Raw genomic sequence first — 22,405 nt, 5'->3', positions numbered from 1 at the left:
TGGGATGAGTGAGCGGTACACCGGGGCTTAGAACCAACGCCTCAGCCTCCGGCCAGTTATTCTCCGTCAGGTTTTGGACGATAAGTCCGGCGTCCTCGGCAGCCTTGCGGCGAACTTCATTATCATCCCAGACAAAAACATGCGCCGCGCCGAGATGAAGCTGGCGCGCCGTTGCCATTCCGCTCTTGCCGAGACCGAATACGGCGATGTTCCTATGCTGATATGAATGGCTCTGCATCATTCCCTTACCTCAATTTCAGCGATGCAAGGCCGATAAGGGCAAGAATAACGGCTATGATCCAGAAACGGATGACAATGGTCGGCTCTGCCCAGCCTTTTTGTTCGTAATGATGATGCAAAGGGGCCATGCGGAAGACGCGTTTGCCCGTCAACTTGAAGGACGCCACCTGCACAATGACGGACACGGTCTCCAGTACAAAGAGCCCACCAATGATCGCCAGCACAATCTCATGCCGTGCAACGAGGCTGACGGACCCCAGCGCGCCGCCCATGGCAAGCGAGCCCGTATCCCCCATAAACACCATTGCTGGCGGTGCGTTAAACCAGAGAAATCCGAGACTGGCACCGATCAGCGCGCCGCAAAAAACGGTCAGCTCGCCAGATCCCGGGACATATTGGACCTGCAAATAATTGGAAAAGACGGCATTACCCACCAGATAGGCAATCAACGCAAAGGAGGACGCGGCGATCATAACCGGGACAATAGCAAGTCCGTCGAGCCCGTCGGTAAGATTGACTGCGTTCCCCGCCCCCACCGTTACCAGAATAGCGAAGGGGATATAGAACCAGCCGAGATTGATGATGGCATTCTTGAAAAAGGGAATGGTCAGCACTCCGGAAATATCTGCGGGAGAGCTTGCCATGATGACATACCCGGCCGATCCCGCGATTAACAGTTCCAGCAGTAATTTAAGCTTACCGGGAAGCCCTCGCGTGTTATGACGGCTGACTTTCAGGTAATCATCGGCAAAGCCAATAGCGCCAAAACCCAACGTGACCAGCAGAACCACCCAGACATAGGTATTCTTCAGATCCGCCCACAGCAACGTGCTGATCCCGAGCGCCAGAAGGATTAAGAAGCCCCCCATCGTCGGGGTGCCCTGCTTGGCGATAATATGAGATTGCGGCCCATCGTCGCGGATCGGCTGCCCACGGTGCTGCTTACTCTTGAGCCAGCGAATGACGGCGGGACCGCAGATAAAGCTGATTAGCAGCGCCGTCATCACCGCGCCCCCCGTCCGGAAGGTGAGGTAGCGGAACAGATTGAACAGGCTGAAATCATCCGCGAGCGGGAATAAAAGATTATAGAGCATCAGCGCCCCCTCTGTTCGGCCGCCGCCATAACGGCAGGGCGACGCTCTAGCAAGGCCTCAAGCGGGAGACGCATTTTACTCCCGAGCGAGCCCTTGATTAAAACAATGTCACCGGCGCCGATCGTCTCCAGAAGCGGATCGATCAACAGTTCCGATGTTTCTTCATGATGAGTTTGAATAGTGCTCGGCATGGATTTCACCAGCTCCGCCATATTGGGGCCGCATGCGAACAGAATATCCACTTCTGCGGCAGAGACATCCGGCTTCAGGCTGCGGTGAATATCCGCAGACTTCTCCCCAAGCTCCAGCATATCGCCAAGCACGGCAATGCGCCGCCCCTTGCCATCAGGATAAAGGTTATGCAGTACATCCAGCGATGCCCGCATAGAGGCCGGGCTGGCGTTATAGCTTTCATCGACGACCATGTAGCTACCGCCGAAACAGGGCACCATATGGCGCGCGCCACGCCCCTTAGGCGATTGCAGATCACCAAGCGCTACCGCTGCCTTTTCGATATCCGCGCCAAGCTCACTCACCGCGCCCAGTACACCGAGAATATTGCTGATCAAGTGGCGGCCCGGCACACCCAGGCGGAAAAAAACCTCATGCGAGGCGATTTTTACCGCAACGTCGCTGTGATCGGGATACAAGGTAAAATCGGTAAGACGGATGTCCGCTTCAGACTTTTCCCCGAAAGTCAGGATATGCGTAATGCCGGCATTTGCCGCAATGCTTTTGAGCAGACCTCCATAGCTGTTATCCCCATTGAGGATGACCGACCCGCTTGAGGTTAAGCCTTCGAAAATCTCCGCCTTTGCCCGAGCGATGGCCTCAACATCTGCAAAAAACTCCAGATGGACCGCCTCAATCGTGGTAATCAGCGCGACATGCGGGCACACCATCTTTGACAGAGGGCCAAGTTCTCCCGGATGGTTCATGCCAAGCTCAAAGATGGCAAATTTCGTATCTTCCGGCATCCGCGACAGCGACAGGGGCACGCCCCAGTGATTATTAAAACTGCCAACGCTGGCGTGGGTTTTTCCCTGCTGCGACAGGATATGCAGCAGCGATTCCTTGGAGCCCGTCTTGCCAACACTGCCGGTCACTGCCACCACATGCGCATTTGTCCGCGCCCGGGCGGCACGCCCCAGATCTTCCAGCGCCGTCAATGTATCTTCCACGAGGATAACATTCGCCTCATCCGGCAGGTCATCGGGGCGACGGCTCAGCAATAGCGCGGAGGCACCACTCTCAAACGCGGCGCGAGCAAAGTCGTGACCATCATGCACAGGACCGACAATCGCGACGAACAGATCATCCTTTTCAAGGGACCGGCTGTCGATGGAAACACCGGTCGCGATCCAGTCTTTTCGATCTGCCCGCCCGCCAACGGCGGCAACGATTTCCGTTCCTGTCCAGAGGGGGGCATCAGACATTTTTGCCCCCTAATTTCGAGACAATCTGCTGAACCGCTTTCTTGTCGTTAAAGGGAATGGTTTCCGTGCCGATAACCTGACCTTCCTCATGGCCCTTACCGGCCACGACCAGAATATCCTCCGGGCCGAGCGCCTTAATCGCTGTCTCGATCGCGGAAAATCGATCGCCGATGTTCAGGGCATCCGGGCAGGCTATAATGATTTCCGCCCGGATTTGAACCGGGTCCTCTGTCCGCGGATTATCGTCGGTCACAATCGCCCGATCCGCATAGAGACCAGCGATACGCCCCATTTCCGCACGCTTGCCCTTGTCCCGATCCCCGCCGCATCCGAAGACGACATGAATTTTGCCTTTGGCATGGCTACGAACCGCCTCCAGCACTGTTTCGAGCGCGTCCGGGGAATGCGCATAATCGACATAAATGGCAGCATTGTTCGCAAGTTTCGAGACCAGCTCAAGCCGTCCCGGGACGTTCGAGATCTTGGAAAGCGCCTGGCTCGCAATCCCTGGATCGCCGCCCGCACCGATCACCAAGCCAAGGGCGCACAGGGCATTCATGACCTGAAACTCACCGGCAAGCGGCAGCATGATATCCTGACGGGTTCCAAAGATTTCAACTGTAATCACCTGCCCGGCGCTTTCAGGCGCAAGACTGATAAGCTTGAGCTCATCCGCCATCCGGCCATAGGAAATGATCTTCACACCGCGATCCTTGGCAGCCCGCAAAAAGGCGGGATAAACTCCCGAATCCGCATTGAGAACGGCCGTTCCCGTCTTATCGAGAACACGGGAGATCAGTCCAAGTTTCGCGCCCAGATAGTCTTCGGATGAAGAGTGATAGTCGAGATGATCGCGTGTCAGATTGGTAAAGGCTGCGGATTTAATCCGTGCGCCATCAAGCCGGTACTGATCGAGACCATGGCTCGATGCCTCAATCACTGCATGCTGAATACCATGGCCGACGAGATAGGTAAGTGTCTTATGCAGGAGCACGGGATCAGGGGTCGTGTACCCGAGGGGCATCGTCTGATCGGGCATCATCACCCCGAGAGTGCCAATACTTGCCGCAGGCAATCCCATCGCCTGCCAGATGGCGCGCGTAAAATAGGCCACTGATGTCTTGCCATTCGTTCCGGTGACAGCCGTGATCGTCTCCGGTTCCGCCCCGTAAAAGCGAGACGCGAGACGCGCCAGAATAAGGCGCGGATTTTCCTCCCGAAAGCAGGGGAGATCACAATCGGCGGGCTCATACGATGTGTCGGTCAGAATAGCAACTGCGCCCTTTTTAACCGCATCCACTATATATTCGCGGCCATCCGCCATAGTCCCCGACAGCGCGGCAAACAGGAACCCCGGCTCGACGTGACGGCTATCGGCTGTCAGCCCCTTGATATGCGTATCATGCATGACCGAGACGTCCCGGCCTTTCATCAATTCAGAAAGACGCAAGTTTCTTCTCCCTTGAATTAATGGGAATAAACATAGCTTTCTGCACTGCCTCACTCTCTTCATCTACCGGCTGGATCGACAGGATCGGACCTATCCGGGAGATCAGCCGCCCGACGATCGGCGCCGCAGTCCAGCCCGCGCTCCTGAAACCGTGGGTTTGGGCGTTCCCTTTTGGTTCATCAAGCATTGCAAACACAACGTAGCGCGGATCGTTCATCGGAAACGCGCTAACGAAAGACGCGATCAGCGCATCTCGCTTATACCGGCCGCCAACGGCCTTTTCTGCCGTTCCGGTCTTGCCGCCCACGAGATAACCAGCTGCAGACGCCTTGCCGCCTGTGCCTTTTTCGACCACAAGCCGCATAAGCCGCCGCATGATATCGGAGGTCTTGGCCGAGATTACCTGACGGACAGGCGTCATCTTTTCTTCATCGCGCCGAATTACTGTTGGGTTAATGTAGTTACCGCCATTGACAATCGCCGCAATCCCCGTGCTGAGCTGAAGGGGGCTGACGGACAGCCCATGACCAAATGAAATCGTCATGGTCTCAAGACTATTCCATCTTGGCGGCAAAATTGGGGCACCGAGCTCTGGAATTTCTAAAGACGGCTTTTCAAGAAGACCGAGTTTTGCCAAGAACGCCTTATGCTTCTTGGGGCCGACGTCATCGGCCATTTTTGCGGCACCAATGTTGGACGAGTACATATATATTTCAGGAACAGACAGCCAGCGTTTCTTGGGGTGGTCATCACGAATGCGAAACCCTGCCTTGCTGATCGGTTCAGTTGCGTCATATCCACCCTTCAACCCGACGGTGCCAGTATCAAGCCCCATCGCTGTTGTGAAGGTCTTGAAGGTCGACCCCATTTCATACACACCGAGGGATATCCGGTTAAACTTGGCATCCCCGGAGAAATCACCGGGCCGGTTCGGGTCGAAATCCGGCAAGGAAACCATTCCCAGTATTTCACCGGTTTTGACATCCAAGACCATTCCCGCCGCGCCGATGGCACGGAAAATCGACATATGACGCGACAGTTCATCCCGCAAGGCATGCTGTATCCGGACATCAAGGGAAAGGTTCAGCTCCCGTACGGATCTTTCATCAGAACCGCCAAGTTGAGCATCAAAGTACTTTTCAACGCCGGCGATGCCGTGATTGTCCACATCGGTAAAACCCATCACATGAGAGACAAGCGGCCCCATCGGATAAAATCGCTTTTCTTCTTCCCGAAAATAGAGACCCGGGATGCCGAGCGAATTTACCTGATATTGCTGGGTCGGCGTCAAGTTCCGCTTAAGCCAGATAAAGTTCTTGGCCGAGGCCAGCCTGCTCAAAATCGTGGCTTCACTCAAATCATCAAGGACGGTCATCAGCCTTGCCGCAGCTTCCTTGGGGTTGATAACTTTTTTTGGATCAGCGAACAATGATGCTGTGGTCAATGTAGTCGCGAGCAGGACCCCGTTTCGATCCCTGATTTCCGCCCGCTTGCTTTCACTTATGGCGGCTGGCGGCGGCGCATCGATTTCCGACGCGACTGCCTCCTCGCCCCCGATCCCGCTTATGGCGAGCCCGATGAGCCTACTGGCCAGGACAACAAAGCAAAAGGCAAAGATAACACCCGCCATGACAAGTCGATTGCGGCCCTGCTCCAACGTTTCCTTCGCGCTACCCTCGAGCCGCAACGCCATATGATGATCATCCGGGTGATTTTGGCCAAGTGAGGGCGTCAGCGTGATGCGTGGGCGAGGTGACTTAGTGGACCAAGTCAATTCGCTCATTGCAGGTTCCCTTCATATGTGAAGGTGGCAAGCTGTATCGGCCCTTTCGGCAATGGCATCACTGGCGAATAGTCCCGGCGCGGATGATGGCGCGGCACGGGAACGGAATACTGTTCAGGATCAACTTGCGGATACGGCACTTCGCCGACCGACGCCACCTGATAGGGAGCGATCAGGAGTAGAGGCAGATATTTACTTGAAAGCGCCTGCAGAACATCCGGACGGTTCTGGTATGTCCACTCTGCCTTCAGGATACGGACGCTCTCTTTATTCTCGGATATATTCTTATTGAGGACCTTTAGATCTTTTTCCAGCTCCTGCACTTCATAGGAAAGCTGGTAAAGACCGAATGACACGGCGGCAACAAGAACCAGGGAAATAACTGTCAGATTTAACTTCATGCTGCCTCCGTCCAGGCTGGCGCATCAGTTCTGATCGCCCCACGCAGACGCGCAGAACGTGATCGCGGATTGATAGCCAATTCGTCGGAACGGGCTTTGAAAGTCCCCCGTTTGATAAACTTGAAAGTGGGAGCTGGCCCCTCGTCCGAGACAGGAACATGACGAGACGGCTTGGCACGCCCTTCAGACCTTGCTGACAGGAAGTTTTTCACGCGTCGGTCTTCAAGACTATGGAAAGACACAACCGCAAGACGACCACCGGGAGTAAGCAGTCGCTCGGATGCGGCCAAGCCCTTGACCAGCTGCCCAAGTTCATCATTTACTACTATACGCAACGCTTGGAAGGTACGCGTCGCCGGATGAATGCCCTTTCCTGTTGGACGAACAACCGATGCCACCACTTCCGCTAACTCAACTGTACTCTTGAAAGGCGCCAACTCACGTCTTTCGGCTACTGCACGCGCAATTGCACGTGATCTTCGCTCCTCGCCATACACAAAAATAATCCTGGCGAGTTCTGCTTCAGATTCTTCATTAACAACTTCTGCCGCTGTCCGGCCCTTGCCAGACATGCGCATATCAAGCGGCCCTTCCCTCATGAAGGAAAAGCCACGTTCGGCTTCATCGATCTGCATGGAGGATACGCCAATGTCGAGCGCGATCCCGTCAACCGCATTGATCCCCTGACCGGAGAGCCGCTCTTCCATATCCGCAAAACACCCTTCAACCATGATCAGGCGACCATGGAATTCGGCCGCCATCTCGCGCCCCATCGCAATCGCCAGCGGGTCACGATCAATTCCATATACATGACAGTCCGCAGCCTCTAGAATGGCACGGGAATATCCCCCGGCCCCGAAGGTTCCGTCCACATAGACACCACCGTCTTTAGGGCTGAGGATTTCCAGAACCTCGCGCAGCAGGACAGAAATATGCGGAGCATCTTGCCTAGACATCGGCACCCCCGTCATTCCCCGAACTGGCGGCACGCTTCTGCGCCGCGCGGGCCCGCGCCTGTTTCTTACGCACTTCAAAAGCCTCCGGCTGCCAGATCTGAAAACTGTCGCCCCGTCCAACAAAAGCGCATAGTCCGTCTATACCGGCGGCCTCAAGCATATTCAAAGGCACCATAATGCGGCCATCGCCATCTACAGGAAGTTCAATAGCGTCACTCATTAACGCATCGGCAAAGCTTTCCCGATCTTCTGACAAGGGATCAAAGCCACCGATCTTTTCAAGCAGGCCCTCCATCACATCCATGCCACAGGCATCAATGGCGTCACCATTGATCGTCGGCAGCAAAACAACGCTGTCGAAGCCCTTGGTCGCAAGAACCGCGCGGAACCGCGCCGGGACCGACACGCGCCCCTTCTTGTCGACTTTGTTGACATATGTGGACAGAAACAGGGCCATACAGCCAAAAATCCCCCTACTTTTCCAGTCCCCAAGGCCCCAGATAATTTCGTATGAACGTCCGACACAGACCGATAAAAACGAGAACTTCTGGGATAAAATGGGTAAATCCGGGATATCATGGGATTTTTTGGAAGTCAACGAAAAACACCCCCAAATACTGGGGGTTACAGGAGGAAATTAAGTAAAATTTTGACCGTTACTAGGGCATTACTCGACAATAAAATCTTCCAATTGATTTGTTGAAAGTAATGATGAATTTTATATATGTTCTATTTTTGTTCTATTTTATTTACCGCCGTCAAATGGTGGCGAGGCCACTTAAGGACGATTCAGCAAGGCCGAAGAGTATCGCTCTTGCGCCAAAGATGAGAAAATAAAAATTAGCCGCTCAGGAGAAATATTGCCTGATTTCAGGACTCAGGCAAAAGTGATTCGTAATTTGCTGATATAGGCCGGATTTACAGCAATTTTAAGCCGAAAGCAGCCGCTATTTAAGGATTTCCGCCCGTTCGTGGTGCCGTCCGTGCAGCTCTTCTTCATCCCGGCGGAAATCCTCCAATGCCCCTTCCAGGGTCCGGGTGATAATATCTTCCAGCGCGCGGGCTGTATTGATCCGCCCCATATAGACATAATCGGCACCGCAGGCATAAACCTCCTGCGCGGAGGCAAGTTCCTCGGCGTTGGCAATCACAATAGCTTTCTCGTTTATCCGCCGAACGACCTTCACCAATTCCTTGTTATTGGTGCCACGAAGGATGTCATCGGGAATGGTGGCAACCACAACCTTGGCCTTTCCCACCCCCGCATGAAGGAGAATTTCATCATTTGACAAATCACCGTAGCGAACCGCTGCGCCCAGCTTGCGGATCGCGGGGTGAAGCTGAACATTAAAATCGATCACGAGGATACGCGGCAACAGTTCCGGTTTCTTCTTGGCGATATCATGCAACAGCGAAGACGCGACCCGGTGAAACCCGAGCAGCACCAGATCATACTCTTTTTCCGTATCGAGCGCGCCTTCATCGGGTTCACGAAACCTCATAGCCTGAAGAAGCGGCGCCATCCAACGATGGATACTATAGGCGTGCTTGTAAAGTGTCGGGGTCAGCAGCGCGGTGATAATAAAGGCGAAGATGATCGCACTCGCAAACTCATCGGAGATATGACCATATTGTGTTCCAAGATAGGAGATAACCAACCCAAACTCCGAAATCTGCGCCAGCCGGATAGAGGCGACCTCGGCATGACGCTGATCGCCGCCGGTAAAATAGAGCAAGGGAAAGAAAATAAGCTGACGGCTCAACAGCGCAAAGAAGGCAAGCGCGACGGCGATCAAGATAACACTCACCCCGTCAATTGGTGGCACGCTCATCCCGAGGCCGACGAAGAACAGGGTAATGAAGAAGTCCCGAACGATCCCTACCTTGGCGACGATTTCCCGGCTGTAGGGAAGTGTTGCGATGGTCAAGCCAGCGATCAATGCACTCATTCCGGTGGCGACGGACATATGAGAGCCTTCGCCAAAAACAAAATCCCCCACATATTCGAAACCATAGCCGATGAAAACAATAGCGAAGCACCAACCAAGAGCGCCGACGAGCATCATTTGCGGCTCCTTCGAGAGCCAGCGGAAAACCAACGGCACAAGACTCTTCGCGAGGGAATAGGAAACGATCGCCAAAAGCCCGATCCCAAGCATGGTATAGAGCACCGGCATGATTTCCGGCGCCGCGAAGGAGGGCTGCAGGATAATCACGATAATGGCCCAGAAATCCTGAAATACCAGAAGGCCAAGCGCAATTCGCCCGGGTTCTGTATCCAGTTCATATTTTTCCTGAAAAAGCTTGATGACCAAAAGCGTTGAGGAACCGGCAATGAACAGACCAAAATACAAGGCATCATAGTTACCACCGACGGCTGACAGCCCGATCCATGCCAACGCTTTAGCCGCCAGAATGCCAAACAAAACCGTCAATGGGTACTGCAGCAAACCGGACATAATGATCATCTTGCCACTGCGAAGCATCCGACGAAGATCAATTTCCATCCCGATCATGAACAAAAGCAGGATAAAGCCAAGCTCTGAAATCGTTTCAATATTTTCCGGCTGGGTAATGAGCTTGACCCCGACCGGCCCGATCAGAATGCCGCAAACGAGGAAGGCGGCGATACTCGGGATTTTGATCCGGACGAAAATAATCGCAAGGATACTGGCGACAAAAAGGCTAATACCGATGTCATAAACGAGGGAGGGCATCTCCGCCGCGGCGGCATAAACAGGCGGCGCAAAAAATGGGAGAAAAGCTGCCGCCACCCCAAGACCCGTTGCCCGCAAGACCCCCATATTATTTCCTACTGCGAAAAGACGCCCTAACCAAAAAATCATTATACCGCAGATCACGGTAGAAAATAAGGCAGATGGCCTGTAAGCCGGGTTCTGTCCCTGAAAACAGGGGATGATCATTCATCTAGGATGCCTGTTGCCAGACACCTCATGCAACCAACCCGGATGGTAGCCCGAAAAACCAGCTTGCACACAGGTTGCCCTTGCGCAGACCATCCCTATTTGGTTTTGCTCCCGATGGGGTTTACCATGCCGCCGCTGTTGCCAGAGGCGCGGTGCGCTCTTACCGCACCCTTTCACCCTTACCCGGAGACCGGGCGGTTTACTTTCTGTGGCACTTTCCCTGGGGTCGCCCCCGCCGGCCATTAACCGGCATCGCATTTCCGTGGAGCCCGGACTTTCCTCCCCTCCCCTTTCGGCGAGCGGCGATCATCCAGCCATCTGTCCGCTTGTAACTAAGCTTGCAAAATGATCAAGTCAAGCGGCGAACCTCTTCCCGCAATGCGTAAATGATCGCCTGTGTTTCCTCATCTGCCTCTCCATCCACTTTTGAGGGTCGCCAATGACGCTGAAAGGCTCGTATGACGCTCGATAACGCCACACCGTAATGCCCATCGAGTACAACGTCATAGCCCAGCTCCTTCAACGCTTCTTGCAAGTCAGAGACGGCGCTCCCCTTATCATTAGACGCAAGAGGGGTAATTTTGTGAGAGGCAGAGGCCTCGCCACGATACCAAAGGCCGACACCACTCCTCGCCAGTTCCTGCCAATCAAACAACTCTCCGGGATCTTCCTTGCGATGCGGCGCCACATCCGAATGGCCAACCACATTCCGCGCCGAAATGGCATGGCGCGCCACGATATCGGCCGCCAGTACCGTAACAGCCGCCATTTGCACCGCCGGAAAAGCGCGATAACCGAATTCATGTCCAGGATTAACGATCTCTATCCCGACTGAGCGGGCATTGATATTTTGCGCGCCCCGCCAACAGGAAACGCCCGCATGCCAGGCGCGCATTTCCTCTTTCACCAGAGCAAAAATCCGACCGTCTTCCTCGACGGCATAATGAGCACTCACCTTCGCGTCAGGATCACAGAGGCGCTCAATGGCCTCAGCACCCGTTTTCATCCCCGTATAATGCAGAACGAGCATATCAACCGGCGTTCCCGCTTCACGCGCATCGAAATTTGGCGACGGGTGCCAGATGATATTCTCAATCGCTTTGGACATGCTTTGCTGGCTTCTTTTTTGCCGACCGGAAAGTAATGATCGTCACCCCGCTCATCACCATTGCGCCGCCGATCATAAGTTCCACCGTCATGACATCGCCCCAGAAAATAATACCAAGGGCAACGGCAAAGACCGGCACCAGAAGATAATAGGGTGCGATTGTACTGACAGGATAATGCTTGATCAGATAATTGCCAAGTCCGTGGCCGACAACCGTCGCGCCTAGGGCGGAGAAGGTAACTGCACCCCACTCCTCCCAAGAGGCGGTCTGAATGGCAGTCCATTGACCATCTTCAAACAGGTAAGAGAAGAAGTAGAGCGGAAGTGTTCCAATCGCCGCTGTCCAGAAGGTAAGATTAAGGGCGCTAACCCCCGGCATTGTCCGGACGATCACCATATTGAGGGAGACCAGGAAGGAGGCAATGATGACAAGTGTTGGCGAGAGCCAGTTCGCAAAGATTACCGGATCGAACCCGATCACCATAACCCCGGAGAACGCCATAATGATCGCGCCCCAGCGCCGCCAGCCGATCTTTTCCTTCAGGAATATCATCGCAAGCAGAGCGGAAAAAGGCACAAAGGTCTGATTGATAATCGCGACAGACGAGATGTCAGGCGAAAGCGACAAACCCCAGAACATCAGGGAGAAATGCAAAACGCCCATCAAGATGCCAATAATTATAATCTTGCGCCAATTGCCATGCGGAAGGGAAACAAAGGGCAGCATCACAATAATTACAAGCGAGAACCGGAGGGCTGTGAACAGAAGTGGCGTGAATACCTCCATGCCGATCTTCGCCGCCAGAAAATTGGATGCCCAGAGCATATTGACCAGCAACATCAGGGCTAGATCTCTGTTTTTCAATTTTTGTTCCGATTCTACAGACCGCGGATTTTCTCAATCTGATCATAGGCGGCGTTAATTTTGGCGAGCTTGGCATTGGCGACATCCACAAATTCCTGTGGCAGGCCGTCGGCAATGACCTTGTCCGGATGGTTTTCACGAATGAGCTGACGATAGACTTTTTTGAGTTCCGCATCGGAAATATCAGCGGAGACACCGAGAATCTGATATGGGTCTCCCTCGCCATCCTTGGCATGATAGCTGCGTATCCTGGCATACGCAGCCTCGTTAAAGCCGAAGATCGCGGCAACGTTCTGAAGATAAATATCCTCATCCGGATGCAGGACGCCGTCCGCCATCGCAATGGCAAACAGGCCGTGGAGAAGATCCTCCATCAACTTAGGCGTATCGTGAAACATCCTTGCGACCTGCGCCGCATATTCTTCATATCCAGCTGTATCCTGTCGCGCCATGTTAAAGACACGGCCAACATTCTTTTCCTCATTTGGCGGAATACGAAAAACCCGTTTGAAGACATCGATCTCCTCCCGGGTGACAACGCCATCGGCCTTTGCCATCTTCGCACCGAGCGCAATGACCGCGATGGTAAAGGCGACCTGCTTAACCTGATGCTGACCGATTTCTTCATCGCCTGACGCCGTTTCGCGATATTTATCGACTGCGTGCCCCGCAAGCCCGCCAACAAGCGCGCCAAGCGGACCTCCCACAAGAAGTCCGGCTGCACCGCCCAGTATTTTACCCCAAATTGCCATGATGAATTACGCCACAGGAAACTAATTTATTCAGGAGTACAATATCAGGAGAGTTTCAAAACTGCCAGCTTTGTGCAGCACTAGATATCTGGCGTATTAAGAAATTTCGTCGTTCTCATCATCGATAAGGATGCGATTTGCAGCGCCCTCAAGATCTTCATACTGTCCGCTTTTCAGGCTCCAGAGGAAGGCGGCAAGCCCAATGCCACCCAAGAACAGCGCTACCGGAATAAGGTAGATAAGTACATTCATCGCGTAGCGCCCCTCCTTTCCATCCGAAGGCGGAGGGAATTGAGGCAGACGACAAGGGATGAGGCCGACATGGCAACCGCCGCGATCAACGGCGTGACGAGCCCGGCGACCGCCAGCGGAATGGCGATGGCGTTGTAAAGAAAGGCAAGGGAGAAATTCTGGAAGATCAAGCGCTTAGATGCGCGAGCGACATGGATCGTTTCCGCCACCGCCGACAGGTTCCGGCCCTGAAAAACGAAATCCGCTGCGGTCTGGCTGATATCCGCCGCGCTTGCGGGAGACAGGGACACATGCGCAGAGGCCAGCGCCGGTGCATCATTAAGACCATCACCGACCATCAACACCTTATGCCCCTTGGCCTCAAGTGATTTAAGATGCGCAACCTTATCCTCGGGCTTTTTCTGGGCATACCAATTCTCAATACCAAGCGCCTCGGCAAGCTCCGCAACCACAGCTTTCCGATCTCCCGAGAGAAGATCAATCTTGAAACCCAGCGCCTTCAGATTTTCAATTGCCGCATGGGCGCCGGGACGCAGCCGATCCCGGAATCGAAACTGGATAGCATCCTCATTTTCAATTTTCAACCAAAGCTCCGGCCCCGGTGCCTTTCCAGACGCTGCATCGTCGCTCACATGACAAAAATTGCGATTTCCAAGTCGTATTACTTTTCCGTTCAACTGCGCCTTCAGGCCTTCGCCGGGGCATTCCTCAACCTCTAGGTATTCCGCCGCACCCTTGCCAGCCCGTGCGACAGCGCGAGCAAGCGGGTGGCGGCTGTTACGGGCGATCCGGGCGGCAAGATCAAGATGCGCTGATGTAATTTCATCGCGATTGACTAGATCGAGGCGGCCTTCAGTCAGCGTCCCGGTTTTATCAAAAACAATGGTATCCACTTCCGCGAGGCGTTCGAGACCATCGGCGGCCTTGACCAGAATTCCCTTCATCAAGAGCCGTCCGCTCGCGACCACTTGCACCACAGGCACGGCCAGCCCCAGGGCGCAGGGGCAGGTTATGATCAGCACGGCCACCGCCTGCATCAGCGCATTTTGCCAGCTACCGGCTAAAATCCACCAGCCTATAAATGTCCCCGCCGCCAGAATATGGACTGCAGGCGCATAGAACCCCGCAATCCGGTCGGCAAGACGAACATATTTCGCACGGCCCTGCTCTGCCGCCTCCATCAACCGGACAATATCACCGAGCAGAGTATTATCGCCTGTCTTTGTGGCCTCAATCTCAAGCGGCGCGCTCAAATTCAGCGTCCCAGCAAACACATTGTCGCCAGCGCTAACCACGCTCGGCAGGCTTTCCCCGGTAATCAAACTCACATCGAGGTCAGACCGGCCTTGCACGATCACTCCATCGACGGGCAGTCTGTCGCCGACCATAATTTTGACATGGGTTCCCGGCGTCACGGCCTCAACGGGAACAGTTTTCAGACTGCCGTCTTTTTGAATTATTGTCGCCGCCACCGCCTTCAGAAGCAGCAACCGCTCCGCCGCGGAGCGCGCCTTGCTGCGAGCGGCATTATCGAGGTAGCGTCCGATCAGCAGGAAAAAGAGAAGCGTAACCGACGCGTCAAAATAGACATACTCACCGCCCTGCACCGTCTCGGCGAGGCTCATCCCGGCCGCCAGAACCACCGCAAGTGAAATGGGCACATCCATGTTGAGACGCCCCGCCCGGAGGGCCGCAACTGCGGATTTAAAAAAGGGCTGGCCGGCATAGGCAACCGCCGGCAATGCCACCATGGCAGAAATCCAGTGAAGGAAATCACGAGTCGCCGGCCCCATATCTTCAGAAAATAGTCCCGCCCAAACAGATACGGACAACAACATCACATTCGCCGCGGCAAATCCTGCGACGGCCAGCGCCCGAAGGAGACGCGCATTTTCCTCCGCTGCGGCTGATATTATCATCGCAGGATTATAGGGTGTGAGCGGATAGCCAAGTGCGATAATCGGCTTCACAAGTTCACCGACATCTACTCCGTCAGGAAGCCACCGCAGAAAGAGCCGTCGGGTTGAAAAGTTAACCCGCGCATCCAAAACAGCCGGATTGGATTTCAACGTCTGCTCAATTGTCTTAATGCAATTGGCGCAATGCATATTCTCAACGAGTGTATGCAGTATGGCATTGCCGTCCTGATCACTTTCAACAAAAGCTGTGGGGTCAGCGCTCACAAAGTCGTCGAAATCAGCGGCGGGAGATGTCGCTTCGTTGAGTACCATGGCACCGCTGGAACAACAATCACCGCCCAGGTCGTAAGAACGGCCTGCTGCCAGATTCGTCGGATTTTTAAGGGCTATTTCACCCATATCCGCTTATCCAGACGGTAGGGCTCCTCATAGCCGCCGCCATGCGCAAGAATGGAAACATCCCACTGACCTGACCCCATAAAAATAATATCCGCAGTGTAATTTTTCTCATCATATATCAATGAGAGGCTTTGATCAGTCCCCTCAATCACCGGGCGACGAATGGTCGCGACGACCTCAAGGTCTTCAAGATTTCTGCCGTCAGGACCCAGAATACTGAGGATTAGCTTACCTTCTGCCGCAACCATCTGCTCGAACGATAACGCTGGCTGCCACCCTCGGGCAATCTGCCGCGCACGGTGATCGATTTCCTCATTATAGGCGAGGCCCCGCTTATAGGCATCATACTCGCTGAGCCCTGAAAAACTACCGAGAGCGAAATAAACGAAGGCACCATTAACGGCGAACATCACGCCAAAAAACGCGGCCAGTATCAAGGCCACATGCCGTCCGGTCAGGGGTTTGCCGTTAATACTTGCGCTCATTTCTCCGGCCCCTTGAAGCTGGTTTCCTGAATATCACGTTCATTACTTTTAAAATCAGTGACGACAACATCTATATCCGAAGTCTTGCCAGGCAGGTTTTGGGCGGGTGCGGATATAAAGAGTTTATAGCTGGAAAGGGCATCCGCCGGCACAGTCACGATCATCGGCAAGCCAATCGGCGGACCACTTTCAATCCAGGCCTGTGCATTTTTCAGCCCCACCACCTCAATCTGAAACTGGCGAGTTTCATGAATTTTATTGAGGATTTTTACCGTGTAACCATTTCGAATGGATCCATCCGACAAAGTCACAAACAGCGGGTTACGGTCCCGGATGACATTTACATCGAGGACCGACCGGTTGAGCAAGGTAAAGAGCATCACCGCCCCGACCAGCGCCAGGATTAACCCATACGCAATTGTCCGGGGGCGAATAAAGCGAATATCGAGCTTGCGTTCCGGGTTGCTGTCGAACTGTCCGGCATGCGTATCATACCCGATGAGACCGCGCGGCAGATCGATCTTGTCCATCACATCATTACAGGCATCAATGCAAAGCGCGCAAGTGATGCATTCAAGCTGTAATCCATCGCGGATATCAATGCCCATCGGGCAGACCGCGACGCATTGGTTGCAATCAATGCAATGTCCTCTATCAGTCCAGGACTCCCCTTTTTTATGCGGTCCACGCGGTTCCCCGCGAGCACTATGGTAGGTGACAGTCAATGTGTCTTCATCCACCATTGCGCCCTGTATTCGCGGCCAGGGGCACATGTAAGTGCAAACCTGCTCCCGCATCAATCCGCCGAACACATAGGTCGTCGCCGTCAGAACGGCGACGCTGGAATAGGCAATTACAGGGGCTTCAAATGTGAACAGCTCCCGTAATAGCGTCGGCGCATCTGCAAAATAGAAAACCCATGCGCCACCGGTCAGAACACCGATGACGATCCAGATCGAATGCTTCAATAACCGTTTGCCAAATTTCGACACCGACGTCGGGGCCTTATCCAGCTTCAGGCGAGCATTGCGGTCGCCCTCTACCATTCGTTCAACGAAGATGAAAAGGTCCGTCCAGACCGTTTGGGGGCAGGAATATCCGCACCATGCGCGCCCAAAGAGTGACGTCACCAGAAACAAGGAAATTGCTGCCAGAATGAGCAGCCCGGTGATGTAGTAAACTTCTTGTGGCCAAAGCTCGATGAAGAAGAAATAGAACCGCTCCCGCGCGAGATCGACAAGCACGGCTTGATCCGGCCCGCTCTCCCCCCGATCCCAACGAATCCAGGGAGTGATATAATAGATCGCCAAGGTTACACCCATGATGATCCATTTCAGACGACGGAAGTTTCCGCGCGCCTTCTTCGGCTGAATTTTCTCGCGCTTTTCGAAGAGCGCCCGGTTCTCTTTCTTGTTAACCGGACGGACATCGATATTTTCTACGGAGCTGTTAACCACAACCCTTACTCCAAAATGGATAGGTTAAACGATTACTCCCCGCCCCCGAGGGAGTGCACATACAAAGCCAACTGACGGATCGTTGCATCATCGAGACGATCGACCCAGGCCGGCATAACATTGTTGCGCCCGCGGGATATGGTTCTGAGAATGACATCCTTGTCTTTCCCGTAGAACCAGATCGCATCGGTCAGGTTGGGTGCGCCGAAGTCCCGGCCACCCTTCGCCTTATCGCCATGGCAGGCCGCACAGTTCTCCATAAAAACGTCCTGTCCCCGATCGACGGCGGCCATATCCTCCCGCTTCTCCGAGAGAGAAAGGATATATTCCGCCGCATCATTAATCTGCTCCTTGGTGAGCATTTCATCGGTGAGAAAGGCCGGCATCTCCCCAATACGGGTATCATCATGATCAGAGCGAATGCCATACTTAATGGTTTCATAAATCGCATCCACATCCCCACCCCAAAGCCAGTCGTCGTCATTCAGGTTGGGAAAGCCGGGCGCCCCTTGTGCGCCGGAGCCATGACATTGCGAACAATTCACGGCAAAAGCCGATTTCCCGCCCCGCAAAGCGAACTGATAAAGCTGGCTATTGTTCTTGACGGCGCTAAGTTCCATCGTGACAAGCGCATTCCGGTCTTCCGCATGAGCCGCTGTCGCGTCCGCCAATTCCTGTTCCAGCGATCCACGAGAGGAATACCCGAGGAACCCGGCAGTATGACTACTGATCAGCGGCCAGGCTGGCATGACGATCCAGTAACCGATTGCCCAGATAATGGTGCCGTACATTGTCCAAAGCCACCAGCGCGGCATGGGCGTATCCAGTTCCTTGATACCGTCCCATTCATGACCCGTTGTATCGGTTCCGGAGACTTCGTCTTTTTCAACCTTGTCGGACATCTTAATCTTCCTCGAGCGGGATATGAGCTGCCTTGTCGAACTTTTCCTTATTTCGCGGCCACAGTGCGTAAGCCAGCACCGCAATAAACAGGCCGAACAGGTAAAGCAGTCCGTAACTCTGTGCGAAGGTGGAAACGCTGTGATAATCCATTCTTCCCTCCTACCGTTTATTGGCATCCACGTCGTAGGACGTAAAATCAACCAGGGTTCCCATCATCTGAAGATAGGCAATCAATGCATCCAGCTCTGACAACATCGCCGGATTTCCGTCAAAATCACGCACCTGAGCCTTGGGGTAGCGGTCCATAAAGGCATCAATCTCATCTGCATCCGGATTTGTCTGTATCGACAGATCCAGCTTCGCATTTTCGATCATTTCCTCCGAATAGGGCACACCGACAAGCTTGTTCGTCTCAAGGTTACCGGCAACATCCGGTATATGAAGCGGCGTCTTTCCAAGGAACGGATATCCCGGCATAACGGATTCCGGCACCACATCGCGGGGGTTATTCAAATGGGTGACATGCCATTCATCAGAATAGCGTCCCCCGACCCGGGCGAGGTCCGGTCCGGTCCGTTTGGAGCCCCACTGGAAGGGGTGGTCATACATGCTTTCCGCCGCCAATGAATAATGGCCATAGCGTTCCGCCTCATCACGGAGAGGACGCACCATCTGGCTATGGCAGTTGTAGCAGCCCTCGCGGATATAGATGTCCCGCCCTGCAAGTTCCAACGGGCTGTAGGGCCGCATTCCCTTTACCTTCTCAATCGTGCTTTCCAGATAGAACAGCGGGGCGATCTCGATCAGGCCGCCGATAGAAACCACGATCAGGACAAGGACCAGCATCAGGATCGAGTTTTTTTCAATTTTCTTGTGACTGAACATGTTACTTACCTCGCTCCCGCAAATTCCATATTCGGCACAAGTGAGCCTGCTTCCTTCGCACGCACATCACCTCGAACCGTTCGCCAGAGATTATAAACCATGATAAGGGCGCCGATCAGGAAGAGGGCGCCGCCACCGGCCCGGATCGCATAGAACGGATGCATCGCCTCGACTGTCTCACTGAAGGAATACTCAAGGAAACCAAAGGCATCATAGGCACGCCACATCAGGCCCTGCAGAATGCCGGAGACCCACATCGCGGTGATATAGAGCAGAATACCCACGGTCGATATCCAGAAATGCAGATTGACGAGGGCGTCCGAATAAAGCGATTTGCGTTTCCACACAACAGGCGTCAGGAAGTAAAGCGCACCAAAGCTGATATACGCCACCCAGCCAAGCGCCCCGGAATGCACATGGCCGATGGTCCAGTCCGTGTAATGACTGAGCGCGTTCACAGCCTTGATCGACATAAGCGGGCCTTCAAAGGTACTCATCCCGTAGAAGGCAACCGATGTCACCAGGAAGCGGACAACCGGATCGGTCCGGAGCTTGTCCCACGCCCCGGAGAGCGTCATCAAGCCGTTAATCATCCCGCCCCATGATGGCATCCAGAGCATGATCGAGAAAGTCATGCCGAGGGTCTGCGCCCAATCCGGCAAAGCGGTGTAATGCAGATGATGCGGTCCGGCCCAGATATAGAGAAATATCAGCGACCAGAAATGAATGATCGACAAGCGGTAGGAATAAACCGGCCGGTTCACTCGCTTCGGGATGAAGTAATACATAATCCCGAGGAAGCCCGCCGTCAGGAAGAAACCAACGGCATTATGACCATACCACCATTGTGTCAAAGCGCTCTGCACACCGGCGAAAAGGGAATAGCTTTTCACGCCGGTAAAACTGACCGGTACGGAGAGGTTATTCACGATATGCAGCATCGCAATTGTCACGATGAAGGCAAGGAAGAACCAGTTGGCCACATAAATATGCTTTTCCTGCCGCTTCCAGATCGTCGCAAGGAACACCAGCAGATAAACCACCCAGACCAGTGTGAGCCAGATATCCACATACCATTCAGGCTCGGCATATTCCTTCGATTGGGTGACGCCGAGTACGTAACCTGTCGCGGCCAGCACGATGAAGAGCTGATATCCCCAGAAGACAAACCAGGGTGCGACATCCCCGGCAAGCCGGGCGCGGCAGGTTCGCTGCACCACATGAAAGGATGTCATGATCAGGATATTGCCGCCGAATGCAAAGATAACCGCGGAAGTATGAAGCGGACGAAGACGCCCGAAATTTGTCCAGGGAAGGTCAAAATTCAGAACCGGGAAGGCAAGCTGCAGGGCAATGAGCAATCCAACAGAAAAGCCCACAACCCCCCAGAATGTAGAGGCGATAACCCCGGCTTTAATGATTTCCGTGTTGTAATTAACACTGCCATTGACATCCGCCAGACCGGGGCTGTTGATGTTACGATAATTCCTCGCAATCAGGGCAAAGGCACTCAGCACAGCGGCGATGGAAAACACCATGCCGTGCAGCATCATTGTCGGATCGACCGCCTTTGCGGACAGGATAACGCCCAACAGGACGCCGATGATTGTAAAAGCGAGCCATAACAGATTCATACCCAAGTTCCGTCTGTTGCGATTGTCTTCAGGAGTGCTTGAAGAGTTTTGAAAACTCTTCGGGATGAAAATCACCGATACTCCCCCTCAATTCGCAAATTAGGGTATGATCAAATTCCGTCATTGATCTAAATCAACTCAGGAAAATCTTCCTCTTCAGAAATAATCGATTTGTTATGTTTTGGAGAAGTCAGACGGCTTTTGAGTGCCGCGCCGAGCCTTGGTAGAGGTAAGCATCAAATACGGCACAAACGGCGCGGATGAGCATTCTCCCTGCGAGCTGAACGACAATGTGGCTGCCATCAATCGATATAATTCCTTCCTTTTCAAAAGCTTGCAGATTATCCAACTCATCAGAAAAATAGGACGCATCAAATCCGAACTGACGGGCAGCAGTCTCCAGATCGACTTCAAGATCACACATTAATCGCTCAATTATATGCCCACGCACTCGATCATCATCGCTCAGGCGGATACCCTTAGCGATTGGGAAATGCCCGATCAGCACCTCATCTTCATAGGTTTTCATCGCCACCGCATTCTGTACATAGCCTTGCGGCAGACGGCCGATGGATGACGCCCCGACGCCCAGCAGCACCTCGGCATTGTCCGTCGTATATCCCTGAAAATTCCGGTTAAGCGTTCCCTCCGTGAGAGCGGCGGCCATCGTATCATCGGCCTTCGCAAAATGATCAAGGCCGATCTGATGATACCCAAGCGCCATTAACCGTTCTGATGCCGCGACCGTCTGTTGCAGTCGTGCTTCGCTATCCGGTAAATCTTCCTCCCGGATCATCTTCATATGGCTTTTCATCCAGGGAACATGTGCATACCCGAAAAGTGCAATCCGGTCCGGACGTAAACTGTGAGAAAGATCAACGGTTTTCAGGATGTCTTTCTCTGTCTGTAGGGGCAGGCCATACATCAAGTCAAAGTTGATATTATGAATACCAACGGCGCGGAAATTCTCTGTTACGTCCTTTGTAAGCTCATATGGCTGTACCCGATTGATCGCCTCTTGCACTTGTGGATTGAAGTCTTGAACACCTAGGCTAACGCGATTGATTCCGGAAGCGGCAAGTGTCTCAATTTTATGCGTATCGACCGTTCTCGGATCTATTTCCACGGCAAGCTCCGCCGCTTCCGTAATCAGGAAGAGATCCTTGATCAGACCCATGGTTTCAGAAAAATCCTCAGCCGACAGCATTGTCGGCGTACCGCCGCCCCAGTGGATATGCGAGACCTGAAACTTACCCTGTAGCGCATCCGCGAGCATCTTTAGCTCAGCGCGCAATGCCTGCGCATATCTGCGGACAGGATCATATCGGGCAACGACCTTGGTGTGGCATCCGCAATACCAGCACATCTTCTGGCAAAAGGGCACATGAAGGTAAAGCGATAGCGGTTTTTGCGGATCAAGCGCCTGTAGCCAGCTCTCGTATATCTGCCCGGTGACGTT

General features: G+C 53.7%; 20 protein-coding genes, 1 other RNA gene and 1 pseudogene. All 22 read right to left on the bottom strand.

Features of this window, described 5'->3' with window-relative positions; genetic code table 11:
• Positions 1 to 238: pseudogene (gene murD / locus P1U71_RS15160) on the bottom strand (UDP-N-acetylmuramoyl-L-alanine--D-glutamate ligase); the annotation flags it as partial.
• A 7-nt stretch (positions 239 to 245) separates the two neighbouring features.
• Positions 246 to 1,334, bottom strand: a complete 1,089-nt coding sequence (gene mraY, locus P1U71_RS15155) for a phospho-N-acetylmuramoyl-pentapeptide-transferase (protein ID WP_301106466.1) — start codon at positions 1,332 to 1,334, stop codon at positions 246 to 248.
• Positions 1,334 to 2,770, bottom strand: a complete 1,437-nt coding sequence (locus P1U71_RS15150; RefSeq protein WP_301106465.1) for a UDP-N-acetylmuramoylalanyl-D-glutamyl-2,6-diaminopimelate--D-alanyl-D-alanine ligase — start codon at positions 2,768 to 2,770, stop codon at positions 1,334 to 1,336. Before P1U71_RS15150 ends, mraY begins: the two co-directional genes overlap by 1 nt.
• Complete coding sequence (locus P1U71_RS15145) at positions 2,763 to 4,220, bottom strand: UDP-N-acetylmuramoyl-L-alanyl-D-glutamate--2,6-diaminopimelate ligase (RefSeq protein ID WP_301106464.1); 1,458 nt, start codon at positions 4,218 to 4,220, stop codon at positions 2,763 to 2,765. The genes P1U71_RS15150 and P1U71_RS15145 overlap by 8 nt, the downstream gene beginning before the upstream one ends.
• On the bottom strand, positions 4,207 to 6,003 hold the full coding sequence (locus P1U71_RS15140) for a penicillin-binding protein 2 (RefSeq protein WP_301106463.1): 1,797 nt from the start codon (positions 6,001 to 6,003) through the stop codon (positions 4,207 to 4,209). The genes P1U71_RS15145 and P1U71_RS15140 overlap by 14 nt, the downstream gene beginning before the upstream one ends.
• Positions 6,000 to 6,404 carry a hypothetical protein gene (locus P1U71_RS15135; RefSeq protein ID WP_301106462.1) on the bottom strand — a complete coding sequence of 135 codons (405 nt, stop codon included), beginning with the start codon at positions 6,402 to 6,404 and terminating at the stop codon, positions 6,000 to 6,002. Before P1U71_RS15135 ends, P1U71_RS15140 begins: the two co-directional genes overlap by 4 nt.
• On the bottom strand, positions 6,401 to 7,360 hold the full coding sequence (rsmH, locus tag P1U71_RS15130; RefSeq protein ID WP_301106461.1) for a 16S rRNA (cytosine(1402)-N(4))-methyltransferase RsmH: 960 nt from the start codon (positions 7,358 to 7,360) through the stop codon (positions 6,401 to 6,403). Before rsmH ends, P1U71_RS15135 begins: the two co-directional genes overlap by 4 nt.
• Positions 7,353 to 7,817, bottom strand: coding sequence for a hypothetical protein (locus tag P1U71_RS15125; RefSeq protein ID WP_301106460.1), 465 nt, complete (start codon positions 7,815 to 7,817; stop codon positions 7,353 to 7,355). Before P1U71_RS15125 ends, rsmH begins: the two co-directional genes overlap by 8 nt.
• Before the next feature lie 490 nt (positions 7,818 to 8,307).
• Positions 8,308 to 10,164: a cation:proton antiporter gene (locus tag P1U71_RS15120; protein ID WP_301106459.1), complete on the bottom strand. Its 1,857-nt coding sequence runs from the start codon at positions 10,162 to 10,164 to the stop codon at positions 8,308 to 8,310.
• Positions 10,165 to 10,230: 66 nt separating this feature from the next.
• Positions 10,231 to 10,609: RNase P RNA component class A (gene rnpB, locus P1U71_RS15115), an RNA gene on the bottom strand.
• 27 nt (positions 10,610 to 10,636) lie between these two features.
• Positions 10,637 to 11,395 carry an N-acetylmuramoyl-L-alanine amidase gene (locus P1U71_RS15110; protein WP_301106458.1) on the bottom strand — a complete coding sequence of 253 codons (759 nt, stop codon included), beginning with the start codon at positions 11,393 to 11,395 and terminating at the stop codon, positions 10,637 to 10,639.
• Entirely contained in the window at positions 11,379 to 12,260 is an 882-nt protein-coding gene (locus tag P1U71_RS15105; RefSeq protein ID WP_301106457.1) for a DMT family transporter, read from the bottom strand. Before P1U71_RS15105 ends, P1U71_RS15110 begins: the two co-directional genes overlap by 17 nt.
• Before the next feature lie 14 nt (positions 12,261 to 12,274).
• On the bottom strand, positions 12,275 to 13,012 hold the full coding sequence (locus P1U71_RS15100) for a TerB family tellurite resistance protein (RefSeq protein WP_301106456.1): 738 nt from the start codon (positions 13,010 to 13,012) through the stop codon (positions 12,275 to 12,277).
• 96 nt (positions 13,013 to 13,108) lie between these two features.
• Complete coding sequence (ccoS, locus tag P1U71_RS15095) at positions 13,109 to 13,264, bottom strand: cbb3-type cytochrome oxidase assembly protein CcoS (protein WP_301106455.1); 156 nt, start codon at positions 13,262 to 13,264, stop codon at positions 13,109 to 13,111.
• A complete protein-coding gene (locus tag P1U71_RS15090; protein WP_301106454.1) occupies positions 13,261 to 15,582 on the bottom strand; it encodes a heavy metal translocating P-type ATPase in 2,322 nt (773 codons plus the stop codon). Before P1U71_RS15090 ends, ccoS begins: the two co-directional genes overlap by 4 nt.
• Positions 15,570 to 16,067, bottom strand: a complete 498-nt coding sequence (locus tag P1U71_RS15085) for a FixH family protein (protein WP_301106453.1) — start codon at positions 16,065 to 16,067, stop codon at positions 15,570 to 15,572. Before P1U71_RS15085 ends, P1U71_RS15090 begins: the two co-directional genes overlap by 13 nt.
• The gene (gene ccoG, locus P1U71_RS15080; protein ID WP_301106452.1) at positions 16,064 to 17,524 is read right to left on the bottom strand and encodes a cytochrome c oxidase accessory protein CcoG; all 1,461 of its coding nucleotides are present in this window, start codon (positions 17,522 to 17,524) and stop codon (positions 16,064 to 16,066) included. The genes P1U71_RS15085 and ccoG overlap by 4 nt, the downstream gene beginning before the upstream one ends.
• Before the next feature lie 32 nt (positions 17,525 to 17,556).
• Positions 17,557 to 18,426 (bottom strand): cytochrome-c oxidase, cbb3-type subunit III, encoded by an 870-nt coding sequence (gene ccoP / locus P1U71_RS15075; protein WP_301106451.1) that lies wholly within the window; start codon positions 18,424 to 18,426, stop codon positions 17,557 to 17,559.
• Between the two features lies 1 nt (position 18,427).
• The gene (locus P1U71_RS15070) at positions 18,428 to 18,577 is read right to left on the bottom strand and encodes a cbb3-type cytochrome c oxidase subunit 3 (RefSeq protein ID WP_227952991.1); all 150 of its coding nucleotides are present in this window, start codon (positions 18,575 to 18,577) and stop codon (positions 18,428 to 18,430) included.
• Between the two features lie 9 nt (positions 18,578 to 18,586).
• A complete protein-coding gene (ccoO, locus tag P1U71_RS15065; protein WP_301106450.1) occupies positions 18,587 to 19,312 on the bottom strand; it encodes a cytochrome-c oxidase, cbb3-type subunit II in 726 nt (241 codons plus the stop codon).
• A 5-nt stretch (positions 19,313 to 19,317) separates the two neighbouring features.
• Complete coding sequence (gene ccoN, locus P1U71_RS15060) at positions 19,318 to 20,946, bottom strand: cytochrome-c oxidase, cbb3-type subunit I (protein WP_301106449.1); 1,629 nt, start codon at positions 20,944 to 20,946, stop codon at positions 19,318 to 19,320.
• A gap of 190 nt (positions 20,947 to 21,136) precedes the next feature.
• On the bottom strand, positions 21,137 to 22,405 hold a 1,269-nt coding region (gene hemN / locus P1U71_RS15055; protein WP_301106448.1), incomplete at its 5' end, for an oxygen-independent coproporphyrinogen III oxidase.

The sequence above is a fragment of the Sneathiella sp. genome, assembly GCF_029233945.1.
GTDB lineage: Bacteria > Pseudomonadota > Alphaproteobacteria > Sneathiellales > Sneathiellaceae > Sneathiella.
Note: the sequence above shows the minus strand (reverse complement) of the source record. Positions and strands in the feature narration are given on the sequence as shown.

Coding starts and splice junctions, on each gene's coding strand:
- mraY (WP_301106466.1), bottom strand. CDS start 1,334: ATGCTCTATAATCTTTTATTCCCGCTCGCGGATGATTTCAGCCTGTTC.
- P1U71_RS15150 (WP_301106465.1), bottom strand. CDS start 2,770: ATGTCTGATGCCCCCCTCTGGACAGGAACGGAAATCGTTGCCGCCGTT.
- P1U71_RS15140 (WP_301106463.1), bottom strand. CDS start 6,003: ATGAGCGAATTGACTTGGTCCACTAAGTCACCTCGCCCACGCATCACG.
- P1U71_RS15135 (WP_301106462.1), bottom strand. CDS start 6,404: ATGAAGTTAAATCTGACAGTTATTTCCCTGGTTCTTGTTGCCGCCGTG.
- rsmH (WP_301106461.1), bottom strand. CDS start 7,360: ATGTCTAGGCAAGATGCTCCGCATATTTCTGTCCTGCTGCGCGAGGTT.
- P1U71_RS15125 (WP_301106460.1), bottom strand. CDS start 7,817: ATGGCCCTGTTTCTGTCCACATATGTCAACAAAGTCGACAAGAAGGGG.
- P1U71_RS15120 (WP_301106459.1), bottom strand. CDS start 10,164: ATGGGGGTCTTGCGGGCAACGGGTCTTGGGGTGGCGGCAGCTTTTCTC.
- P1U71_RS15110 (WP_301106458.1), bottom strand. CDS start 11,395: ATGTCCAAAGCGATTGAGAATATCATCTGGCACCCGTCGCCAAATTTC.
- P1U71_RS15100 (WP_301106456.1), bottom strand. CDS start 13,012: ATGGCAATTTGGGGTAAAATACTGGGCGGTGCAGCCGGACTTCTTGTG.
- ccoS (WP_301106455.1), bottom strand. CDS start 13,264: ATGAATGTACTTATCTACCTTATTCCGGTAGCGCTGTTCTTGGGTGGC.
- P1U71_RS15090 (WP_301106454.1), bottom strand. CDS start 15,582: ATGGGTGAAATAGCCCTTAAAAATCCGACGAATCTGGCAGCAGGCCGT.
- P1U71_RS15085 (WP_301106453.1), bottom strand. CDS start 16,067: ATGAGCGCAAGTATTAACGGCAAACCCCTGACCGGACGGCATGTGGCC.
- ccoP (WP_301106451.1), bottom strand. CDS start 18,426: ATGTCCGACAAGGTTGAAAAAGACGAAGTCTCCGGAACCGATACAACG.
- P1U71_RS15070 (WP_227952991.1), bottom strand. CDS start 18,577: ATGGATTATCACAGCGTTTCCACCTTCGCACAGAGTTACGGACTGCTT.
- ccoO (WP_301106450.1), bottom strand. CDS start 19,312: ATGTTCAGTCACAAGAAAATTGAAAAAAACTCGATCCTGATGCTGGTC.
- ccoN (WP_301106449.1), bottom strand. CDS start 20,946: ATGAATCTGTTATGGCTCGCTTTTACAATCATCGGCGTCCTGTTGGGC.